Source organism: Methylotenera sp. 1P/1 (assembly GCF_000384355.1).
Lineage (GTDB): Bacteria > Pseudomonadota > Gammaproteobacteria > Burkholderiales > Methylophilaceae > Methylophilus.
In genome coordinates, this window is the sequence record NZ_ARWC01000001.1 from 2,161,885 (window position 1) to 2,180,938 (window position 19,054).

The window sequence follows — 19,054 nt, forward strand, 5'->3', positions numbered from 1 at the left end:
AAGGTTGATTTTAGCATGGTTGACTTCGTCAATCAGCCTGAGCCAAGCAGTGATGGGGTGGTAGAAGCCTTGTGTGATTAGGTCTTGATGCTGCTAAGTAAGTGATTGCTTCGCTTACCAGCCTTTGCCACCACGCGAGCCGTGCTTGAGTGCCGGGTCATCGTTAGCAATGCAGCGGCCTATACCAAAAAAGCTTGCACGTGTGCCACGTGGGCAGCCTTCTTCACGTGCGATTTTCTCTACCTGAGTTTTGGCCACAGCTGCTTTCTGTGCATCAACAAACTCCCAATAACCGTTTGGATGCAAAATAACTTCATCACCGTTGGCCGTTTTGGCCACGATATCTTCCGTGCTGGTTTCCTCCGCATGAGCAGCGGTGCTCAAGTTGATACAGGTGAAACAGAAAAATAAGATGAAATATTGCCGCATGGTGACCTCAAAAAATGGTTGCTAGAGAATACGTTTAGATTAAGCGAATGCATATAAAAAGTATAGGCTTAAGCGCGTGAATCGAACGGTTGCACGCTATGTATGCGGCAGATTGTCGGTGTGTCCACTATGTGCTTATAATGCCGATACTTAGAATAATATTATTTAATATGATAATGATATATGCGTAACTTTGTTGATAACCAGATTGCTTATTTCTTCAACCAATTTGTGCACCGCACGCCAGTGGTGGATGCCTTGGTTTTTCAAGTGTCGCACAATCATTTGTTTAAAGGGGCAGTGTTACTCAGCATCATTTGTTATGTCTGGTTCAAAAGCAATATTGAAGATTTAATCAGTAAGAAAAAAGGCTTTCTGCTGATTTTTATTGTGGCAGTATTTGCAGAGTTTATCGCGCGCGCGATTGCGCTACTCTCTCCCTTTAGATATAGGCCGATTTATGACCCTGAGCTCCATTTACAAGCGCCGTATAGTGTCAATGAATGGATACTGAATGGATGGAGCTCTTTTCCGAGTGATCACGCCTCTCTATTTTTCGCAATTTCATTGTCCATCTACTTTTTACACAAACGCTCTGGAATGGCTGCGCTGGCATACACTATTCTGTTTATTGCTCTGCCTAGGTTATGGCTGGGCTTTCACTTTCTGACTGACGAGTTGGTGGGTGCGGCCATTGGCTGTTTCTCTGCTTGGGTAGGCTACACCTATCTCATTCATACGCAAGCCGTAGATAAATTGGTGGCTTTCTCTGAACGAAAACCAGAGTATTTTTACCCGCTATTGATGTTGTTTGCTGGTCAACTATATGAGATGTTTGAGAGTGCGCGCGACTTTTTCCCAATTTTCCGCTGGGCCATCAAAGTACTGTTATTTCAATCCTAGTTTCTGATGACATTAGCGTAGGCATATTGTAGATAAGCGCTCGCTATACCAAACACCTGCCTTTGCGAAAAAGATAATCAACGTGATAAAAGCTGCAATATTTGATATGGATGGCCTGCTGATTGATTCAGAGCGTATCATCATGCAAGCCTGCATCCAGGCTGCAGCGCAAGTGGGGATTACTTATACGCAAGCCGAATATGTGGAACTGATTGGCCGCGCAGGGCCTGATTCCACACGCATTATGGTGGAGCAGTTAAATGGGGTGGAAAATTTTAACCTTGTGATGCAGGGGTTAGATGCGCTGTTGGCTCAACGCAATCATATGTTTCCGCTCAAGACAGGCGCACAGGCTTTGCTGGAGTACTATCAAGCCAATCAGATCATCTGCAGCGTAGCCTCTTCCTCACCCATGCATCACATTACACACCGTTTAAATCATGTGGGCGTGCTCAATCACTTTAGCCATCTTACCAGCGGGCAAGAGGTTGAACGCGGTAAGCCCAATCCTGATATTTATTTGCTGGCGGTTAACAAGCTAGGGCTAAGTCCGCAAGCATGTATTGCGTTTGAGGATAGTGAGATGGGTGCGCGCGCTGCTATTGCAGCTGGGTTAAAGGTAGTGGTAGTACCAGATTTATTGCAACCGAGCGATTACGTACGTGCACATTGCCATCAAGTGGTAGAGAGTCTGCAAGATTGGCTCAATGCGATTGCGCCGCTTAACACAATGGCCTAATGGCGCAGCGGTTTAAGCAGCCACACTTGTTCGGTGGCCGGGCATACGCCTTTTAAGCCACCATCCACTTGCTCGGTGGCTAAGAGCATTAAGTCGTAAAGATTGTGGTAATGCAGCTTTGCTTCTTCAGCACTTACAGAAAACGGCGGGCCAGCTTGTAGGCTTTGATCATACACAAAGCAAATCAGCAACTGCGGTGCATGTTGCGTAATCGCGCCTATGTGCGTGGTGTAATTGCCACGTATCTCATTCGGTAGCGCTACCAAAGCTGCACGGTCATACACCGCATCTACTTTACCCAGCATCGCAGGGGTGACTTTAAATATATCGCCTACAAATACATCTATATTCGGCGCACTGTAATGCATGATTTCACCGTGGGTGGTGATGGTGGGTATTAAATTCAGACTGTTAAATAAATCCTCAATCGCAATTTGGCTGAGTTCCGCACCTGCTACGCAGTAACCTTGCGTTAGCAGCCAAGCAATATCCACGGTTTTGCCGCACAATGGTAAAAATACACGTGCACCTTGCTGCAAATTCAGGCTAGAGAAATATTTAACCAGTAGCGGATTGGCTTCGGCTAAGTGAAAGCCAGTTTGGTTGTTTTGCCAACGTTCGTGCCAAAAGTTGTGTTCCATGCCTGCTCCATTTCATCGATAAGTGCTAGATTCTCTAATCTCAAGGCCTAAGTAGCTAGCATTTGTTTGTAAAGTCTGGTTACTATACAACTTCAAGCCAACTTTAAGTCAAGTGGAATCGTGAGGTAAAAGATGGATATTGTCGAAGTCTCTCAAAAAACAGGATTTGCCTCATCTACATTGCGATATTATGAAGAAAGGGGCTTGATACAATCCACAGGTCGCCACGGCTTGCGCAGATTGTTCGATTGCAGCGTACTGGAAAAGCTGGCGCTTATTTCTCTTGGGCGTAGCGCCGGGCTTACGTTGGACGAAATCGGTACCATGTTTACCAGCGATGGTCCCAAAATAGACCGTGCGTTACTAGCCGCCAAGGCTGATGAAATAGATAGAAAAATCCACCAGTTGACAGCTATGCGTGATGGCTTGCGTCATGCTGTCGCTTGTAAAGCTGCCACACATTTTGAGTGTCCAAAATTTCAGCGGTTGCTAGGTCTTGCTGGTAAACATCAGCTGATAGCGAAGAAAAGTGTATAGGCAAATGTATGAGCAAGTAGGGTGGGTCACTTGTTACTCACGCAGTCGGTGTTGCCAATGGTGTTACGCGTGAGTTCAAGAATCCACCCTACCTAGCTAGAACAGTGAGATAATTTTTCATATGAGCTCCAAAATTATTTTATTGATTAAGATTTTCGATAAAGAAGAGTATGCAAACTCTTTTATCAATAATGGAGAGATGTTTTGTAGGACGCTTGGGGCATATAAGCGGATTGAGGGTGATACTGAAAGAGGAGACTTATTCGAAGGTGCCACTGATTGGCATCAGCCTGACAAAGTATCCCTTACCATTTCATTTAAAGATAAAAATGGTATTGAAAAATCATTTCCAATTCAAAATCTAGCTGGCCCATTAATTATACAAGCTAACAGTTTTAATTGTTTAAATCTGTATTGCATGTATGCGGTGAAGATTCCAAAGTTCGAAAAAACATACCGTACAAAAGATGAAAGAATTAAGGCCGTTAAAGAAATAAACAAATTGCTTAAAGCTTGCTCTAAGATTAGTAACGAAGCTCTATTGCTTGGTGAATTGGCAGTTGTTATTTACAAGGTTCAAGAGTTTATAGATAAGGTTAAAGTGACAGCAAAAAAAAGTGATATGGCGTGTTCAAGCGGATTGGTTAAATATTATGATTCAGACAAATTTCATGGTAGTTTCAATGGTCTCGAAGCTGTATTTCATAAAAGAGATAATTACCAACATCAAAAAGAGTATAGATTTGTTTTTGGCCCGCATGAGACGGAAGCTGATAAAACAATATTTCTAGGGACTTTGAATGGCATGGCCTTTAAATTGCCTACCAAAAAGTTAAATGAGACATTGAAGCTACGTCTGTTAAATAAGAAGTAGGTAAAAAGTGTTAGTCTCAGGACTGATAAAAAAACTAACTTCGTCTAGGTGTCTGCTATCTTTGGATGCAACTCGATAATCTAGTGTTGAACATTTTGTCTACAGTGCTGGAGCCTTTCTTCTAGGTGGTAGGGTGGGGAGCCGTTACACACCCTACTTAGTACGAGGCTATACGCTCATCCCATTATGGCGTAATAGCGCATCCATGCTGGGTTCTCTACCACGGAAAGCCACAAAAGATTCCATGGCTGGGCGACTACCACCTTTAGCCAACACTTCGTTTTTAAAGCGAGTGCCAGCTTCGGCAGATAGCGTACCCATTTCTTCAAACAAGCTATAGGCATCTGCAGACAGTACTTCTGCCCATTTGTAGCTGTAATAACCCGCAGCGTAGCCACCGGCAAAAATATGGCTAAAGCTATTGGGGAAGCGATTCCATTTAGGTGGGCGTACCACCGCGACTTCATCACGCACTTGTTCGATTAAATCGAGCGCTGTTTGTTTACCATTGGGGTCAAAGTCGCCATGCAAGCGCATATCAAATAGTGAGAACTCAATTTGACGCACGGTTTGCATGCCGGCCTGGAAGTTTTTGGCAGCAACCATTTTGTCGAATAACTCGCGTGGTAACTGCGCGCCAGTGTCTACGTGTGCAGTCATGTGGCGTAACACATCCCACTCCCAGCAGAAGTTTTCCATAAATTGGCTGGGCAACTCAACGGCATCCCATTCCACACCTTTAATGCCAGATACGCCATACTCGTCCACTTGCGTGAGCATATGATGCAAGCCGTGACCAAACTCGTGGAACATGGTGATGACTTCATCGTGTGTGAACAGTGCTGGTTTGCCCCCAACTGGCGCGGAGAAGTTGCAGGTAAGGTAGGCCACTGGTAGTTCTACACCATTCGCTTTTTTGCGGCGGGTGATGCATTCGTCCATCCATGCCCCGCCACGTTTGTTATTGCGCGCATACAAGTCCAAATAAAAGTAGGCGATAGGTTTGTGTTGCTGATCACTGATTTCATAAAAAGCAGCATCGGCATGCCAAAGTGGCGCTTCGGCTTTGCGCACTTGTACACCAAAAATAGTCTCCGTGACTTTAAACAAGCCAGCCAATACTTTGCTTTCGGGGAAGTATTGTTTCACTTCTTGGTCTGAGAACGCGTATTTTTCTTCACGTAATTTCTCGCTCACGTAAGCCACGTCCCAAGCTTGCATGTCATCAATGCCCAGCTTTTTAGCATAGGCTAACAGTTCTTGCATGTCTTTTTCAGCGTATGGCTTTGCGCGTATAGCCAGCGTATCTAAAAAATCGGTGACTTGTTTTGGGGTGTCTGCCATTTTGGTGGCAAGAGATAGCTCGGCATAATTGTTGAAGCCCAATGTCCGTGCTTCTTCTTGCTTGAGTTTTAAAATATCGCTAATCAGCTGTGTGTTATCCCACTCCGGCTTACTTAATTCCGATGCGCGCGTGGCATATGCACGGTACAAGGTCTCGCGTAAGGCGCGGTTGTTTGAGTATTGCAATACAGGCATATAGGATGGAAAGTGCAGGCTAAATTGAAAGCCTGTTTTACCGTCTGTTTTTGCAGCTTCAGCAGCAGCTTCAATCGCGTCTTCCGGAATGCCCGCTAAATCAGCCACGTCTTCAACGATATGCTTGAAATCGTTGGTGTTATCCATGATGTTTTCTTCAAACTTGCTGCCCAGTCTAGATAACTCTTCGCTCACGATTTTAAAGCGCGCTTTTTGTTCTGCTGGGAGTTCGGCGCCGCCTAGTTTAAAGTCACGCACTTCGTGATTAATAATGGCCTGTTGAGTCGGGGTGAGTTTTGCAAAGTTTGCACCAGATTGGATGGCTTTAAATTTTGCATATAAGCGCTCATCTTGCGAGATGTCGCTGCCATAATCGGTTAACTTCGCCAAATTGTCATTATACGCTTCGCGTAATTCTGGGCTGTTCACCACTGCATTCATGTGGCCTACTTGGCTCCAAGCACGGCCAAGCTTCTCGCTATGGTCTTCTAACTTTAGTGCAAAGTTTTCCCATGTTGGCGGTTCACTAGCAGTGGCGAGCTGCTCTACCAATGCACGACCTTCGGCAATCAGGCTTTCAATGGCCGGGCTAATGTGTTCAGGTTTCACTTCATTGAATTTAGGTAAACCAGAAAAATCGAGTAATGGGTTGGCAGTCGTCACGTTGTTTCCTTAAAACGCTATATGTATCAGTAGATGGTGATTATCGCCTAAACGTTCTGCGCGTTGGATTGAAGTTTTTAATCGCGCCAATCAATTTTTATTATCAGGGCGACTAAAAACGGATTGGGCTTGCGGCTAATTCATCAAACGTAAGCAGAATGGGTAGCGATAAGTTTCACCCTTACTACTAGAGATGGCGGCAACAATGCAAAAAACAATATTCAATAACCAGATAATGCCCATTAAGACAAAGCCAATCAGTATTATCGCCAATATGCCTGCTACAAACTGAGCAATCAAAACCGTAATTTGGAAATTCAGCGCTTCTTTGGCTTGATCTGCAATAAATGCGTTGTCATCTTTTTTGAGTGCCCATACCAGCAAGCCTGGGATAAATGAGAATACGGTACCGCCCAGATGGGTGATGGTGGCAATGTTTTTGTCGTCATTATTGGGGATAGTAATTTCTGCCATGGATGTCTCCTGTGCGATAAAAATAAAAGCGTGCTTAATTGACAGACGTTAGAACTCGGCGTGCAGTTCCATCACTTGTAACTCAATCTTTTCGATTTCTCTTAAATTCAGTAATTTCTTTACCTGCTTATTCAGGCGTTCAATTTGGCTATGCAAGATTTGCTGCTTCACACTCAAAATATTGGAAGGGTGCATAGAAAGCTGGCGCATGCCCATGCCAATCAGTAGCCGAGTCAGTTTGATATCACCCGCCATTTCGCCACAGATTGAGAGGCCGATGTTGTATTTTTCGGCAGCTTGAATCGTCATTTGGATGAGTTTAAGCACAGCCGGATGCAATGGATTATATAAATGTGCCACGGCGTCATCGGTACGGTCGATGGCCAATGTGTACTGAATCAGGTCGTTGGTACCAATCGATAGAAAATCCAGTTCTCTGGCAAACGCATCGGCATTAATAGCAGCTGCAGGCACTTCAATCATGCCGCCGAGCGTGATTTGCTCATTAAACGGCGTGCCTTCTTTGCGCAGAGACTCTTTTGCACGTTCAAGCAGTATTTTGCTTTGGCGTAGCTCAGTCAAGTTAGAGAGCATGGGAATCAATATCTTAATATTGCCATAGTGCGAAGCGCGTAATAGCGCGCGGAACTGGGTATGAAATACTTGTGGCTCAGACAAACAGAAACGTACAGCACGCAAGCCAAGTGCAGGGTTTGCACAGTTAGAAACGGTGTCCGGGTTCATCTGTTTATCTGCACCCAGGTCCAGTGTACGGATCGTCACCGGCATGCCTTGCATGGCTTCTGCCACATGCTTGTAGGCAGTAAATTGCTCTTCCTCGTCCGGCATTTCGCGACGGTTCATAAACAAAAACTCGGTACGGTATAAGCCAATGCCAGTAGCGCCAGATGCTTTGACGGTAATCACGTCCTCCGGTACTTCAATATTGGCATACAGATCAATACCAGTGCCGTCCATGGTCACCGCTTTGGTGGATTTGATGCGTTGTAATTTTTGTTGCTCAAGCTGCCACTGGTCTTGCTTGAGTTCGTATTCCGCCAGTATTTCTTTGCTCGGGCTGACGATGACAACACCTAAGGTGCCATCGACAATGATGATTTCACCATCGTTAATCAGATCACGTGCGCGTTGCAGCGCTACAATGGATGGGATGTTCAGGCTACGTGCCAAAATGGCGGTATGCGAGGTAACGCCGCCTACATCGGTAATAAAAGCAGCAAATTGGTGTTGCTTAAATTGAATGGCATCTGCCGGTGAAATATCATGTGCTACTAAAATAGTCGCATTTTCCTGCTGTTGCTTTTCTTTGCTCTGGCTAGGCGATTGGCTAGGGTGACCCAACAATACCTTGATAATGCGCTCAACTACTTGCACCACATCGTGTTTACGTTCACGTAAGTACGCGTCTTCGATGGCATCAAATTGCTCAACAATGTCATCCATTTGTTGTTTGATGGCCCATTCCGCGTTGCATTGCTCGTTACGGATAATGTCTTTGGGCGCTTCGGACAGGGATTTGTCATTGAGCATGGCCAAGTGTGTGCTGATGAATGCGGCCAACTCTGCCGGTGCATTTTTGGGTAACTGCGCGCGCACCTGCTCTAAATCGTGCTTAACTGTTTGAATAGCTTCGCTAAAGCGTTTAATCTCATCGTCGATCAGATTGGGTGTGAGCTGATAGTGCACCACTTCCAGCAGTGCGTTGGAAACCAAATGAGCGCGACCAATCGCTATCCCACTGGAAACACCAACACCGTGTATGCTAAAGCTAGGCAATTACTCACCCTCTCCAAAGTAGTTGTTAATCAATGTTTTAATGGCGTTAATCGCTGCCACTTCATCCTCACCATTGGCTTCAATTTGAATAATAGTCCCTTTAGCCGCTGCAAGCATCATCACGCCCATGATGCTTTTTGCATTTACACGGCGGCCATTTTTTTCTACCCATACTTCGCTTTTAAATTGGCTGGCGGTTTGGGTAAATTTGGTAGAGGCGCGCGCATGCAGGCCAAGTTTGTTAATAATCTCTATGGATTCTTTGATCATAAATGCATGTTTTCTTGGTTATGTTTTTGGTTGGGTAAGATGGTTACAGCCTTCTTTAGTAAAGTGCACAACGCCTTCTCGTCCGCCTGAAATGGCTTTGTCTATGCACACTTCTAAAGACTCTTGCCGGTAGTTCAGTACGCGCACTAGCATCGGTAGGTTAACCCCAGCTACGCCAGCCACGCCTTCTTGGTTGACCAATTTGGTGACCATATTGCAAGGTGTTGCGCCGTAAATATCAGACAATACCAATACGCCTTGGCCTTCATCCAGCTTGGTTACCATGGCTTGCGCCGTGAAAAATAATGAGGATGGGTCATCCTGTATGGAAACCGCAAGGTATTCAAGTTGATGAGGGCGTTTGCCCATCACATGGCTTGCGCATTGAATTAAACTCTCACCTAGTGAGCCGTGCGCAATAATCAAAATTCCAATCATGTTGCAGCCTTCAAAAAAATATTTCCGTTAACTGAGCTCACGATGGCGCACGATGACTTTGTACTCTTGCTTAAAGTGTGCGCTGAGTTGCTCTACAAAATAGACCGAACGATGCTGACCACCGGTGCAACCAATACCAATCGTGAGATAGCTGCGATTGTCCTGATTAAAGCTAGGTAGCCATTTTTCTAAATATTGCTGAATATCGCCTAACATATCAACCACCATGCGTTCTTTTTCAAGAAATGCCTGAATTGGTTTATCTTTTCCGGTCAGTGGTCTTAATTCCGGATCGTAATGCGGATTGGGTAAGCTGCGTACGTCAAACACAAAATCCGCATCCAGCGGAATGCCGTGCTTAAACCCAAATGAAACAAACAGCACCACCACACTATTGTTGATGTCGCTGTTGGGCTCGGCAATCCAATCACGGATATGGTTGCGTAGCGCATTGGCACTTAAGCTGCTGGTGTCGATATGGTGACCCAAACTGGCGAGGCCCGCCAATAACTCACGTTCTTCCAGAATGCTTTCTGCAAGCGTTGCTTTTTCATTGCTGAGAGGGTGTTTGCGTCTGGTTTCAGAAAAGCGCTTTACCAAGCTTTCTAAGGTGGAGTCTAAATACAAGACGCTGACGTCGATGCCCTCGGATTTCAACTGTGTAATGGCGTTGGGTAACGCTTTTAATGCGGCGCTGCGGCTATCAATGCTGATCGCCACTTTCACTTTCTTGTTGGCTTTGCGCAGGCTGTCAGTATCTAAATGTTGCGCGATTTGTGGCAGCAAGGTTGCAGGTAAATTATCAATGCAATAAAACCCGCTGTCTTCGAGCACGCGCAAAGCGATGGTTTTGCCGGAGCCAGATAGCCCAGTGACAATAATCAGTTGCATTTATGATTTCTTGCTTTCTTTTAGCATGATTTGCTTTTGACGCTTGGTAAATTGCTGCGTTGCATTAATACCGCGTAATAATAGCATGTGATTGCGCACGGCTACCTCCACCAAAACCGCAATGTTGCGGCCTGCCGCAATGGGAATCACCACTTTGCTGATATCTACTTCCAATACGCGCTCATACTGTGTTTTAGCATTTAGGCGGTCTAGCGCAAGTGGGTTAAGCGTATCAGCCAATTCCAATTGAATCATCAAATCTAAGGGCTTGGTAGGCTTGACTGCATTATCGCCAAATAATGCCCGAATATTGAGTATGCCTAAACCGCGTACTTCTAAAAAGTCTTGCAACAGTTCTGGGCAGCGACCTTCTACCCGCTCTGGGGAAATACGATAAAAATCTACAATGTCATCGGCCACTAAGCGATGCCCGCGCGAGATCAATTCGAGCGCTAACTCGCTCTTACCAATGGCAGCATTGCCTTTAATCAGTACACCAAAGCCTTGCACCTCCATAAACACGCCGTGCAAGCTGGTCGATTCTGCGGTCGCAATGGCCAAATAGTGGCCGAGCAACTCCATCAACTGTGGGCTGGGCAGGGGGGAGGTGAACAGCGGAGTTTGCGAGCGATCAGCCGCTTTTAATAATTCCTCTGGCGCTTTTTCGCCATTGGCCACTATCACGGCGGCAAGGTCAGTCGCAAATAAATTACTGACCGCCTGTTGCATGGCAATTATGCTGAGATTGTGTAAATAGTCCATCTCAGCACAGCCTAATACCTGTACCCGGTTAGGGTGCACAAAATTTAAGTGGCCAACAAGTGCTAGGGATGGTTTGGTAACAGTACCGGAGGTGAGTATTTTATTGCCGCCTTCAAGCCCTGCTACCCATTGTAGTTTGAGCTTGCGGCGGATTTGTGTGAATAGCTCGTCAACGTTAATTTGAGCCATAGATTAAAGAAAGATTAATTAGGAAGCTGGTGTTGGTCAACATTCTGATGTTTCACAGCACCATTGGTTTTGTGATGATCGCCATGTTTCTCTTTGTGTTTTACCACTTGACGGTCCAGTTTGTCCGTCAGCATATCAATGGCGCTATACATATTCTCATCGGCACAAGCAGCGTGTAGATCGTTGCCTGGTACATGCAGTGTAGCCTCAACCTTTTGGGCGAGCTTTTCTACAGACATCGTAACCTTTACATCAATCACATGATCGAAGTGATTGCTGATTCGCGTGAGTTTACTTTGCACGTACTCACGTAACGCAGGTGTAATTTCTAAGTGATGCCCAGTTAATTGTAAATTCATGACTTGCTCCTTTTTGAAATTGCTCCAAGAAGAAAAAGCATCTCGGAACAATTTCAGTTTACTACTTTGGCGTTGGCTTGCAACTATCCAATTGCACTATTCGGTAAGAAAATTTCCTGTATGGGAATTTAGTTGAGGGAAACTTGCGCTAAATCAAATCGTTAGCGTGACCCTACAGTGATTTCCTCAAATTTGCAGGCGGGATATTGAGCGATTCACGATATTTGGCAATGGTACGGCGTGCCACCACAATGCCTTGGTTGGCCAGCGTATCCGTAATTTGATTGTCGGAAAGCGGTTTTCTGGGGTTTTCTTCGGCCACCATCTGTTTAATCAACGCACGAATCGCAGTGGCAGAACACGTGCCGCCCACATCAGTCGCTACCGAGCTACCAAAGAAATATTTAAGCTCATATACACCACGTGGAGTGAGCATATACTTATGCGTAGTCACGCGTGAAATGGTGGATTCATGCAATTCTAACTCTTCAGCAATCTCGCGCAGCACCAATGGGCGCATGGCAATATCACCATGCTCAAAAAAGTTGCGTTGTCTATCTACAATAGCTTGCGAAACGCGCAAAATAGTAGAGAAGCGCTGCTGAATGTTTTTAATCATCCATTTGGCTTCTTGCATTTGGCTCTGTAAATATTGCCCGGAATTTTCGCGGTTGCGTTTTAAAATATCCGCATATAGTTGGTTAATACGTAATTTTGGAATAACGCCATCATTCAGTGTGGCGACCCAAATGCCTTTGATCTTCTTCACAATCACATCATGTTGAATGTAATGATCGTGCGACAAAGTCACAAATTGGCTACCCGGTTTTGGGTTTTGTTGTTTGATAAGCGTCTGCGCGCCTTTTAAGGTAGCTTCATCGCAACTCAGTAGTTTGCGCAGCTTGCCAAAATCTTTGTTAGCCAATACCGGTAAATGGTCTTGAATAATGGCGATGGCTTGTTTCAGGTAGGGCGTGTCTGCATCTAGTGCATTGAGTTGCAAATACAGGCACTCTTGCAAGTTACGTGCACCTACGCCAATAGGATCCAAGTTTTGAATCAGCTTGAGCACCGTTTCAAGCTCAAGCATATCAATTTCAAGCTCGAGCGGCAGGCTATCTGCCAGCTCATCTAGCGACTGCTCAAAGTAACCATCATCATTGATACAATCAATCATAATAGAGACCAGCGTTTGGTCACGTTCAGACAGCGGCACTAATTTCAGTTGACCCACAAGGTGATCGCGCAGGCTGATGCTAACGGTGTCTTGTCTGGTAAAGTCGCCGTCATCATCGTCCGAATTGTTTTGGCGTCCACCTTCATCCCAGTTGCTGGTGCTGCCGTACTCATCAAATTCATCTTCAAACTCAGGTGCTGAGAACTCTTCTGAAGTGGGCGCTAACTCATCGTCACGTTCAGCCGTGCTCTCAGCAGGCGCGCTAATTTCAGAGGTGGTGGCGTTATCAAATACATTGGCATCTTGCTCTTGCTCAGAAGCTTCGCTAGAGGCCTGGCTGTTATCAGCGCTGGGGGCTTCTGCACTGCCGCCACCATCGTCATCACCATCGACTAACTCCAACAATGGGTTGTCTTGTAAGATGGTTTCTAGCTCTTGGTTGAGCTCCAGTGTAGACAGCTGCAATAACCGGATGGATTGTTGCAGCTGCGGGGTGAGCGCTAAGTTTTGAGAGATGCGGAGTTGTAAGTTTTGTTTCATAGCATTCAAAGTGGTTAAAGTCTAAAGTCCCGGCCTAAATACACTTCGCGTACGGCTTCATCTTTTACAATTTCATCTGGGCTACCTGAGGCAAATACAGTCCCATCGTTCACAATATAGGCACGATCACAAATGCCTAAAGTCTCACGCACATTGTGGTCTGTAATGAGAATGCCAATATTTTTACTGCTTAAAAAGCGGATAATTTTCTGAATATCCAGTACCGCAATCGGGTCAATCCCGGCAAATGGTTCATCTAACAAAATAAAGCTTGGGTTGGTGGCTAGGCAACGTGCAATTTCTACACGTCTGCGTTCACCGCCAGACAAGCTGACGGCCATGCTGTTGCGAATATGCACAATGTGCAGTTCTTGCAATAGAGATTCTAATTGTGCCTCGCGCTCTTCTTCGGTTAGGTCTTGCAGCTCTAGCACCGCCATGATGTTCTCAGTGACGGTCATTTTTCTGAAAATAGAAGGTTCTTGCGGCAAATAAGACAGCCCCATGCGCGCACGGCTATGGATAGGCAGGCGGCTTAAATCTTTGTTGTTCAGCAAAATCCGGCCAGCATCTAACGGCACTAATCCTACCATCATATAAAAGCTGGTGGTTTTGCCGGCGCCATTGGGGCCAAGTAAGCCGATGATTTCACCGCTTTGGATGTTTAACGAAATATCTTGCACTACGGTACGCGTGCTATACGATTTTCTTAAATTTTCGACGATTAATTCACTCATAAATACTCAATACTATTGATTCTCTTCTTTAGGTTGCAACCCAAGCTGAAGTGTCTTGTTGAGTCTTAAGTTATTCACTGGTACTGTGTTCGTGCTATTTTTTGCAGGGGCCGTGGCCGCAGGTTGTTTGTTTTTGGGTTGAATAATGGCTTTAACACGCCCAGTATTGCCGCCTTCGGTGTTGGATTTTACCCCGCCAATCACTTCTGCATATTCGGCATTGGCGTCGTAACTAATAAAATCACCATGCACAATGTCTTCGCCACGCTTGACCCAGGCTTTGGTATAAAGCTGTACTTTGTCCATACGGCCATCGTACTCAATACGTTGCGCACTGCCTTCCATGTATTCATCTTTGCCCTCACGTTTTTGTTTAAACGTGGTGGGGTTACCGGTGGATGTGCTGTGCTGAAAGCCCTCTTTGTCTTCGCGTACCACTAGTTTATCGGCATGGATGATCAATGTGCCTTGGGTCAAAATCACGTTGCCGGTATAGGTGCTGGTTTTTTTTGCATCATTCACAGTGACTGTATCCGCTTCCAACTCAATGGGCTTATCGCGGTCTGCCGCCTCTGACCAAGCCTGTAAAGGCAGGCACAGTAAGCCAAGTAAATATGCGCTGGTGTAAATACGTTTCAACATTGAATCTCCCTACGGTTTCTTATTCACACCCGCTGGTTTGGTACGTGCGGTGCTGGTTTTACTATTCGTTTTGCTGTTAATACGTTTGTCGATATTCGGCTTAACTGCTTGGTTTGGCTTAACTGCTTGGTTTGGCTTTGCCAAGGGGTTGTTTTTTGGCACAGGCCGTTCATAGTGCACGCGTACTTTATTCAGTAAAGTCATGGTTTGGTTTTTTTTATCAAACACCATGCCTACTGCAGTGACTTTGGTTTTAGGCGCCTGCGTAATCACGACCGGACTTTGCGTGGTGGCTAAATCCTTGTCCGGTTCTATGGTTAATTTTTCTGTAGTGAGTTGCATTTCGCCTTTGTCTGCTGTGGCTTGGCGCACTACTTTTACATTGTCTACAAACTCTACAGTTTCACCGTTACTGGAGACATACCCGCGCAAGCCCTGAATTTGCGTGTAAGGCTTATTCACGGCAAATTGTGTAAAACGCGGGCGCTGTAACACGGTGGTGTCGTCATCCGGAAAGTGGGACATCTCTGCCGCCGCCAATACATAGCGTAATTTACCGCCAACGTCGGTTTGCGTTGTAACAAAGTTATGTAGTTTATAGTCAGGATCATGTCGATTGCTGCCATCAATGCTCGGGCCTTGTTCTTGCACGGTCTGGTTAATCCAAAACGTAATCACCGCTAGCATGAATGCAAGCGTGAGAGGGAACAAAATAGCATGGCGGTTGTACATGAATCCGTGGCTTTAGCATTGAAAAAAAGGCGCCATTTGTGCCTCTAATGTATTTTGGGCCTGCATAATCAACTCACACACTTCGCGCACTGCGCCGCGACCACCTTCTTTTGTGGTGACATAGTGCGCGCGTTCCTGTACTGATTTTGGTGCGGCGGGGACGGTAATGCTGAGGCCACAACGCAACATAGGCGGCATGTCTACAACGTCATCGCCCATAAAAGCAGTTTCCTCTGGGCGTAAGTTAAGTTTGGCAATCAGCTCGTTAAATGCCACTAATTTGTCTTCTACCCCTTGGTAGAAATGTGCAACGCCCGTGCTTTCTGCGCGCTGTGTCACCACTTTAGAAGTGCGCCCGGTAATGATGGCCATTTGCACGCCGCTGTTTTTGAGCAGTTTCATGCCCAAGCCATCTTGGGAGTTGAATGTTTTGTATTCTAGGCCATCGTCACCAATGGTCAGGCCGCCATCCGTCATGACGCCATCTACATCAAAAATCACCAATTTAATTTGCTTGGCACGTTGGAGTACGTCTTGATTCATTAAACAACTTTCGCTTTGAGTAAATCGTGCATATTAAATGCGCCGACTAGTTCGCCCTGACGATTTATGACCATCAGTGCATTGATTTTAAAATTTTCCATCAGCTCGACTGCTTCAACCGCCATCTGATCCAAGTAGATGGTTTTGGGTGCCGTGTGCATGACTTGTGCGATGGTGGTATCGCTAGGTGACACGTTATTGCAGAAGGCACGGCGCAAATCCCCATCGGTAAATATGCCAACAGGGTGTTGCTGCGCATTGGTAATTGCAGTAAACCCTAGGCCTTTTTTGGTGATTTCCAATAGCGCATCGGTCAACATGGCGTTGTCTTTTACACTGGGGATAGCATCGCCCGTACGCATCACGTCTTTTACACGGGTGAGTAGTTTTCTACCCAAATTACCGCCAGGGTGGGAGCGGGCAAAATCTTCTGCGGTAAATTCACGCAAATCTAATACGCATAGCGCAAGGGCGTCACCCAAAGCCAATGCCGCTGTGGTGCTGGCCGTAGGCGATAAGCCCAATGGGCAAGCCTCTTGAGATACTTTTGCGCTTAAATGCACATGAGATTCTTTGGCTAGCGTAGACGTATCGGTGCCGGTAATGCTGATGATTTTGGCACCTAAGCGTTTGATGGTGGGCAAAATGGTGAGGATTTCTTCACTTTCGCCAGAGTTGGAGAGCGTAATCACCACATCTTCACCGGTAATCATGCCTAAATCGCCATGGCTAGCCTCGGCCGGATGCATAAAAAAAGCGGGTGTGCCGGTGCTGGCAAGTGTTGCCGCAATTTTTCGGCCGATGTGCCCGGATTTTCCCATGCCGCTCACCACAACACGACCATGGCATTGTAGAATGAGGCTAACAGCGCGCTCAAACTCTGCATCTAGGCGCCCTGCAAGCATTTCAATTTCATTCGCCTCGAGCAGCAGCACTTTTTTAGCCAAGGCTAAAGAAGGTAACTTCTCGCTGATGGCTGGCTGAATGTGTAGGTTGGGTGTTGACATAGAAGTTAGTATAACAAGGTAGTCTGCTCTGAATAAAGTAAAAAACGTAGATTCAGGGTAAAATTTTAAAAGTAGGCACATTTTTTGCCTTGCTTGCGTTTTAATCAAGGCAATTTCTAAAAATAAAAAGAAAGCGTTGTACCAGCAAAATTTGCTAGTACACCATATTGAATGTAGAGAGGCCAATGTTTAACTCACTTACCACCGTCTTGCTATTACTCATCGGCTCTGTGTTTGCCGTTGGTATCTTTCGTGCGTTGCGATTGCCTGCGATGCTGGCCTATTTTTTGGTAGGCGTCTTGCTGGGGCCATCTGCCTTTGGTTTGATTCAGAATACGGAGTCTAGCCGTCACTTTGCCGAGTTTGGTATTGTGTTTTTAATGTTTAGTATCGGCTTGGAATTTAGCTTGCCTAAGTTATACGGCATGCGTAAAACCTTGTTTGGCTTGGGCGGTTCACAAGTAGCCATTAGCATGGCCGCTGCAATGTTGATTGGGTGGCTATTTGGTCTATCGCCCGCCAGCGCATTTGTGATTGGTGGCGCACTGACCATGTCTTCTACAGCGATTGTGTCCAAAATACTGATGGAGCGGGTGGATTTAAATTCCAGACATGGTCGGTTGAGTATCGGGATTTTGCTATTCCAAGATTTGGCGGTCATCCCTATTTTGGTGTTGATTCCTACGTTGGGCTCACATACCGAAAACTGGCAAACCGTACTTGGCTTGTCGTTAATCAAGTCGGCAGTGCTGCTGTTTATACTATTTAAGTTTGGCAAAAATTTGCTTAACCATTGGTTTGATTTAGTCGCCAAACAACGCTCACGCGAGCTGTTTGTGATGAACGTATTGATGGTGACATTGTTGTTGGCTTATGCCACCAACACTGCTGGGTTATCTTACGCATTGGGCGCGTTTATTGCAGGCATGCTGATTTCTGAAACACGCTACCGTTATCAGGTGGAATCAGACATTGCCCCTTTCCGTGACATTTTGTTGGGCTTGTTCTTTATTAGTGTGGGCATGTTGCTCAATATCGCACAACTGTTCGATCATATTGGGCTAGTGCTGGTGTTGCTGACAGGCTTTGTTTTATTTAAAGCGCTGGTGATTGCAGTGCTAACCCGTTATTTTGGCTTTGAGACCGGCGTGGGCATTCGTACCGGTGTGATTCTGGCGCAAGCGGGCGAGTTCAGCTTTGTGATTCTGGCTTTGGGCTTACAAAACGGCCTGATTAACGATGCCGACTTGCAGTTGGTGCTGGGGGTATCATTGCTCTCCATGATTGTGGCACCGTTCATCATTCAATATAACGGCAAAATTGCACGTGGCTTGGTCAAAAGTTATACCCGTAACAGTAGCCAAGTGGTGGAATCTATTGGCAATGTAGGTAAAGAGCTTTCAGAGCATGTGATCATTTGTGGTTACGGGCGTAGTGGCCAATATTTAGGCCGCTTTTTAAAAGAAGAAAGTATCCCGTTCATTGCACTGGATAATGACTCCGCCCGTGTCAATGAGGCCGCAGTGGCGGGTGAGCATGTGATGTATGGCGATGCTGGTCGTAGCGTGGTGCTGGAAGCCGCTGGCGCAGCGCGCGCAAAAGCGCTGATCGTCAGTTATTCCGATACGCGAGCATCAATGAAAGTGCTACATATTGTGCACGAGCGCTACCCTAATTTGCCGGTGATTGTGCGCACCTATGACGATATCGATATGGATGCGTTTAGAGAAGCCGGCGCGACCGAAGTGGTGCCGGAAGTGCTGGAAGGCAGTTTAATGCTGGCCTCACATGCGTTGGTGTTGTTGGGCGTGCCGTTGAATCGGGTAGTTAAACGGATTCGTTTGTTCCGCGAAGAGCGCTATAAAATGTTTAAAGGCTTTTTCCGCGGTATTTCCGACTCGGATGCTGAAACCACCGTATCTCGTCAGCAACGCCTGCATTCCATTGAAATCAGCTCCAATTCGTTTGCGCATGGCATGCGCTTGGATACGATTCCATTTGAAAAACTCAAAGTCGAGCTGAAAAAAATACGTCGCCCGAATATGTTGGAAGCCATTACACCAAGGCCGGATATTGTGATTGGCGAAGGGGATGTACTGGTGTTGTTAGGCAATAACGAGAGCCTAGTAGCAACCGAAGTATTTTTGGTTTCTGGCAAGTAGAAGGGCGCG

General features: G+C 46.0%; 21 protein-coding genes. 5 read left to right on the forward strand and 16 right to left on the reverse strand.

Annotation, left to right across the window (positions count from 1 at the left end):
• Positions 1–114 precede the first annotated feature (114 nt).
• A complete protein-coding gene (locus A3Q3_RS0110375; protein WP_232418407.1) occupies positions 115–384 on the reverse strand; it encodes a hypothetical protein in 270 nt (89 codons plus the stop codon).
• A 228-nt stretch (positions 385–612) separates the two neighbouring features.
• On the opposite strand from A3Q3_RS0110375, the gene A3Q3_RS14180 reads away from it, so the two are divergent.
• Positions 613–1,332 carry a phosphatase PAP2 family protein gene (locus A3Q3_RS14180; protein ID WP_020183525.1) on the forward strand — a complete coding sequence of 240 codons (720 nt, stop codon included), beginning with the start codon at positions 613–615 and terminating at the stop codon, positions 1,330–1,332.
• Positions 1,333–1,414: 82 nt separating this feature from the next.
• On the forward strand, positions 1,415–2,071 hold the full coding sequence (locus A3Q3_RS0110385) for an HAD family phosphatase (protein WP_025223586.1): 657 nt from the start codon (positions 1,415–1,417) through the stop codon (positions 2,069–2,071).
• Here the strand turns inward: A3Q3_RS0110385 and tmpT are convergent.
• Entirely contained in the window at positions 2,068–2,712 is a 645-nt protein-coding gene (gene tmpT / locus A3Q3_RS0110390) for a thiopurine S-methyltransferase (protein ID WP_020183527.1), read from the reverse strand. The two genes, A3Q3_RS0110385 and tmpT, sit on opposite strands and share 4 nt — an antisense overlap.
• A 132-nt stretch (positions 2,713–2,844) precedes the next feature.
• Here tmpT and A3Q3_RS0110395 point away from each other — a divergent pair, with 132 nt between their 5' ends.
• Together A3Q3_RS0110395 and A3Q3_RS0110400 are read left to right on the forward strand one after the other, a co-directional pair.
• Positions 2,845–3,249, forward strand: coding sequence for a helix-turn-helix domain-containing protein (locus A3Q3_RS0110395; protein WP_020183528.1), 405 nt, complete (start codon positions 2,845–2,847; stop codon positions 3,247–3,249).
• Positions 3,250–3,370: 121 nt separating this feature from the next.
• Positions 3,371–4,123 (forward strand): hypothetical protein, encoded by a 753-nt coding sequence (locus tag A3Q3_RS0110400; protein WP_020183529.1) that lies wholly within the window; start codon positions 3,371–3,373, stop codon positions 4,121–4,123.
• Positions 4,124–4,291: 168 nt separating this feature from the next.
• On the opposite strand, the gene A3Q3_RS0110405 is transcribed toward A3Q3_RS0110400, so the two are convergent.
• From A3Q3_RS0110405 to A3Q3_RS0110470, 14 genes are all read right to left on the reverse strand, one after another.
• Positions 4,292–6,325 (reverse strand): M3 family metallopeptidase, encoded by a 2,034-nt coding sequence (locus tag A3Q3_RS0110405; protein ID WP_020183530.1) that lies wholly within the window; start codon positions 6,323–6,325, stop codon positions 4,292–4,294.
• A 135-nt stretch (positions 6,326–6,460) separates the two neighbouring features.
• Entirely contained in the window at positions 6,461–6,799 is a 339-nt protein-coding gene (locus A3Q3_RS0110410) for a DUF4870 domain-containing protein (RefSeq protein ID WP_020183531.1), read from the reverse strand.
• A 48-nt stretch (positions 6,800–6,847) separates the two neighbouring features.
• Positions 6,848–8,596, reverse strand: a complete 1,749-nt coding sequence (ptsP, locus tag A3Q3_RS0110415; RefSeq protein ID WP_020183532.1) for a phosphoenolpyruvate--protein phosphotransferase — start codon at positions 8,594–8,596, stop codon at positions 6,848–6,850.
• Complete coding sequence (locus tag A3Q3_RS0110420; protein ID WP_020183533.1) at positions 8,597–8,866, reverse strand: HPr family phosphocarrier protein; 270 nt, start codon at positions 8,864–8,866, stop codon at positions 8,597–8,599. It lies immediately after the preceding gene.
• Positions 8,867–8,884: 18 nt separating this feature from the next.
• Positions 8,885–9,304: a PTS sugar transporter subunit IIA gene (locus A3Q3_RS0110425; protein WP_020183534.1), complete on the reverse strand. Its 420-nt coding sequence runs from the start codon at positions 9,302–9,304 to the stop codon at positions 8,885–8,887.
• A gap of 27 nt (positions 9,305–9,331) precedes the next feature.
• Positions 9,332–10,195, reverse strand: a complete 864-nt coding sequence (rapZ, locus tag A3Q3_RS0110430) for an RNase adapter RapZ (protein ID WP_020183535.1) — start codon at positions 10,193–10,195, stop codon at positions 9,332–9,334.
• A complete protein-coding gene (hprK, locus tag A3Q3_RS0110435; RefSeq protein ID WP_020183536.1) occupies positions 10,196–11,146 on the reverse strand; it encodes an HPr(Ser) kinase/phosphatase in 951 nt (316 codons plus the stop codon).
• A 14-nt stretch (positions 11,147–11,160) separates the two neighbouring features.
• Positions 11,161–11,505, reverse strand: coding sequence for a ribosome hibernation-promoting factor, HPF/YfiA family (hpf, locus tag A3Q3_RS0110440; RefSeq protein WP_020183537.1), 345 nt, complete (start codon positions 11,503–11,505; stop codon positions 11,161–11,163).
• 172 nt (positions 11,506–11,677) lie between these two features.
• The gene (locus A3Q3_RS0110445) at positions 11,678–13,222 is read right to left on the reverse strand and encodes an RNA polymerase factor sigma-54 (protein ID WP_020183538.1); all 1,545 of its coding nucleotides are present in this window, start codon (positions 13,220–13,222) and stop codon (positions 11,678–11,680) included.
• 14 nt (positions 13,223–13,236) lie between these two features.
• Complete coding sequence (gene lptB, locus A3Q3_RS0110450; RefSeq protein ID WP_020183539.1) at positions 13,237–13,959, reverse strand: LPS export ABC transporter ATP-binding protein; 723 nt, start codon at positions 13,957–13,959, stop codon at positions 13,237–13,239.
• 12 nt (positions 13,960–13,971) lie between these two features.
• On the reverse strand, positions 13,972–14,601 hold the full coding sequence (gene lptA, locus A3Q3_RS0110455; protein ID WP_020183540.1) for a lipopolysaccharide transport periplasmic protein LptA: 630 nt from the start codon (positions 14,599–14,601) through the stop codon (positions 13,972–13,974).
• A 9-nt stretch (positions 14,602–14,610) separates the two neighbouring features.
• Positions 14,611–15,333: an LPS export ABC transporter periplasmic protein LptC gene (gene lptC / locus A3Q3_RS0110460; protein ID WP_020183541.1), complete on the reverse strand. Its 723-nt coding sequence runs from the start codon at positions 15,331–15,333 to the stop codon at positions 14,611–14,613.
• Between the two features lie 12 nt (positions 15,334–15,345).
• Positions 15,346–15,876 carry a 3-deoxy-manno-octulosonate-8-phosphatase KdsC gene (kdsC, locus tag A3Q3_RS0110465; RefSeq protein WP_020183542.1) on the reverse strand — a complete coding sequence of 177 codons (531 nt, stop codon included), beginning with the start codon at positions 15,874–15,876 and terminating at the stop codon, positions 15,346–15,348.
• Positions 15,876–16,883, reverse strand: a complete 1,008-nt coding sequence (locus tag A3Q3_RS0110470) for an SIS domain-containing protein (protein WP_020183543.1) — start codon at positions 16,881–16,883, stop codon at positions 15,876–15,878. Before A3Q3_RS0110470 ends, kdsC begins: the two co-directional genes overlap by 1 nt.
• A gap of 185 nt (positions 16,884–17,068) precedes the next feature.
• Here A3Q3_RS0110470 and A3Q3_RS0110475 point away from each other — a divergent pair, with 185 nt between their 5' ends.
• Positions 17,069–19,045 (forward strand): monovalent cation:proton antiporter family protein, encoded by a 1,977-nt coding sequence (locus A3Q3_RS0110475; protein WP_020183544.1) that lies wholly within the window; start codon positions 17,069–17,071, stop codon positions 19,043–19,045.
• Positions 19,046–19,054: the final 9 nt, after the last annotated feature.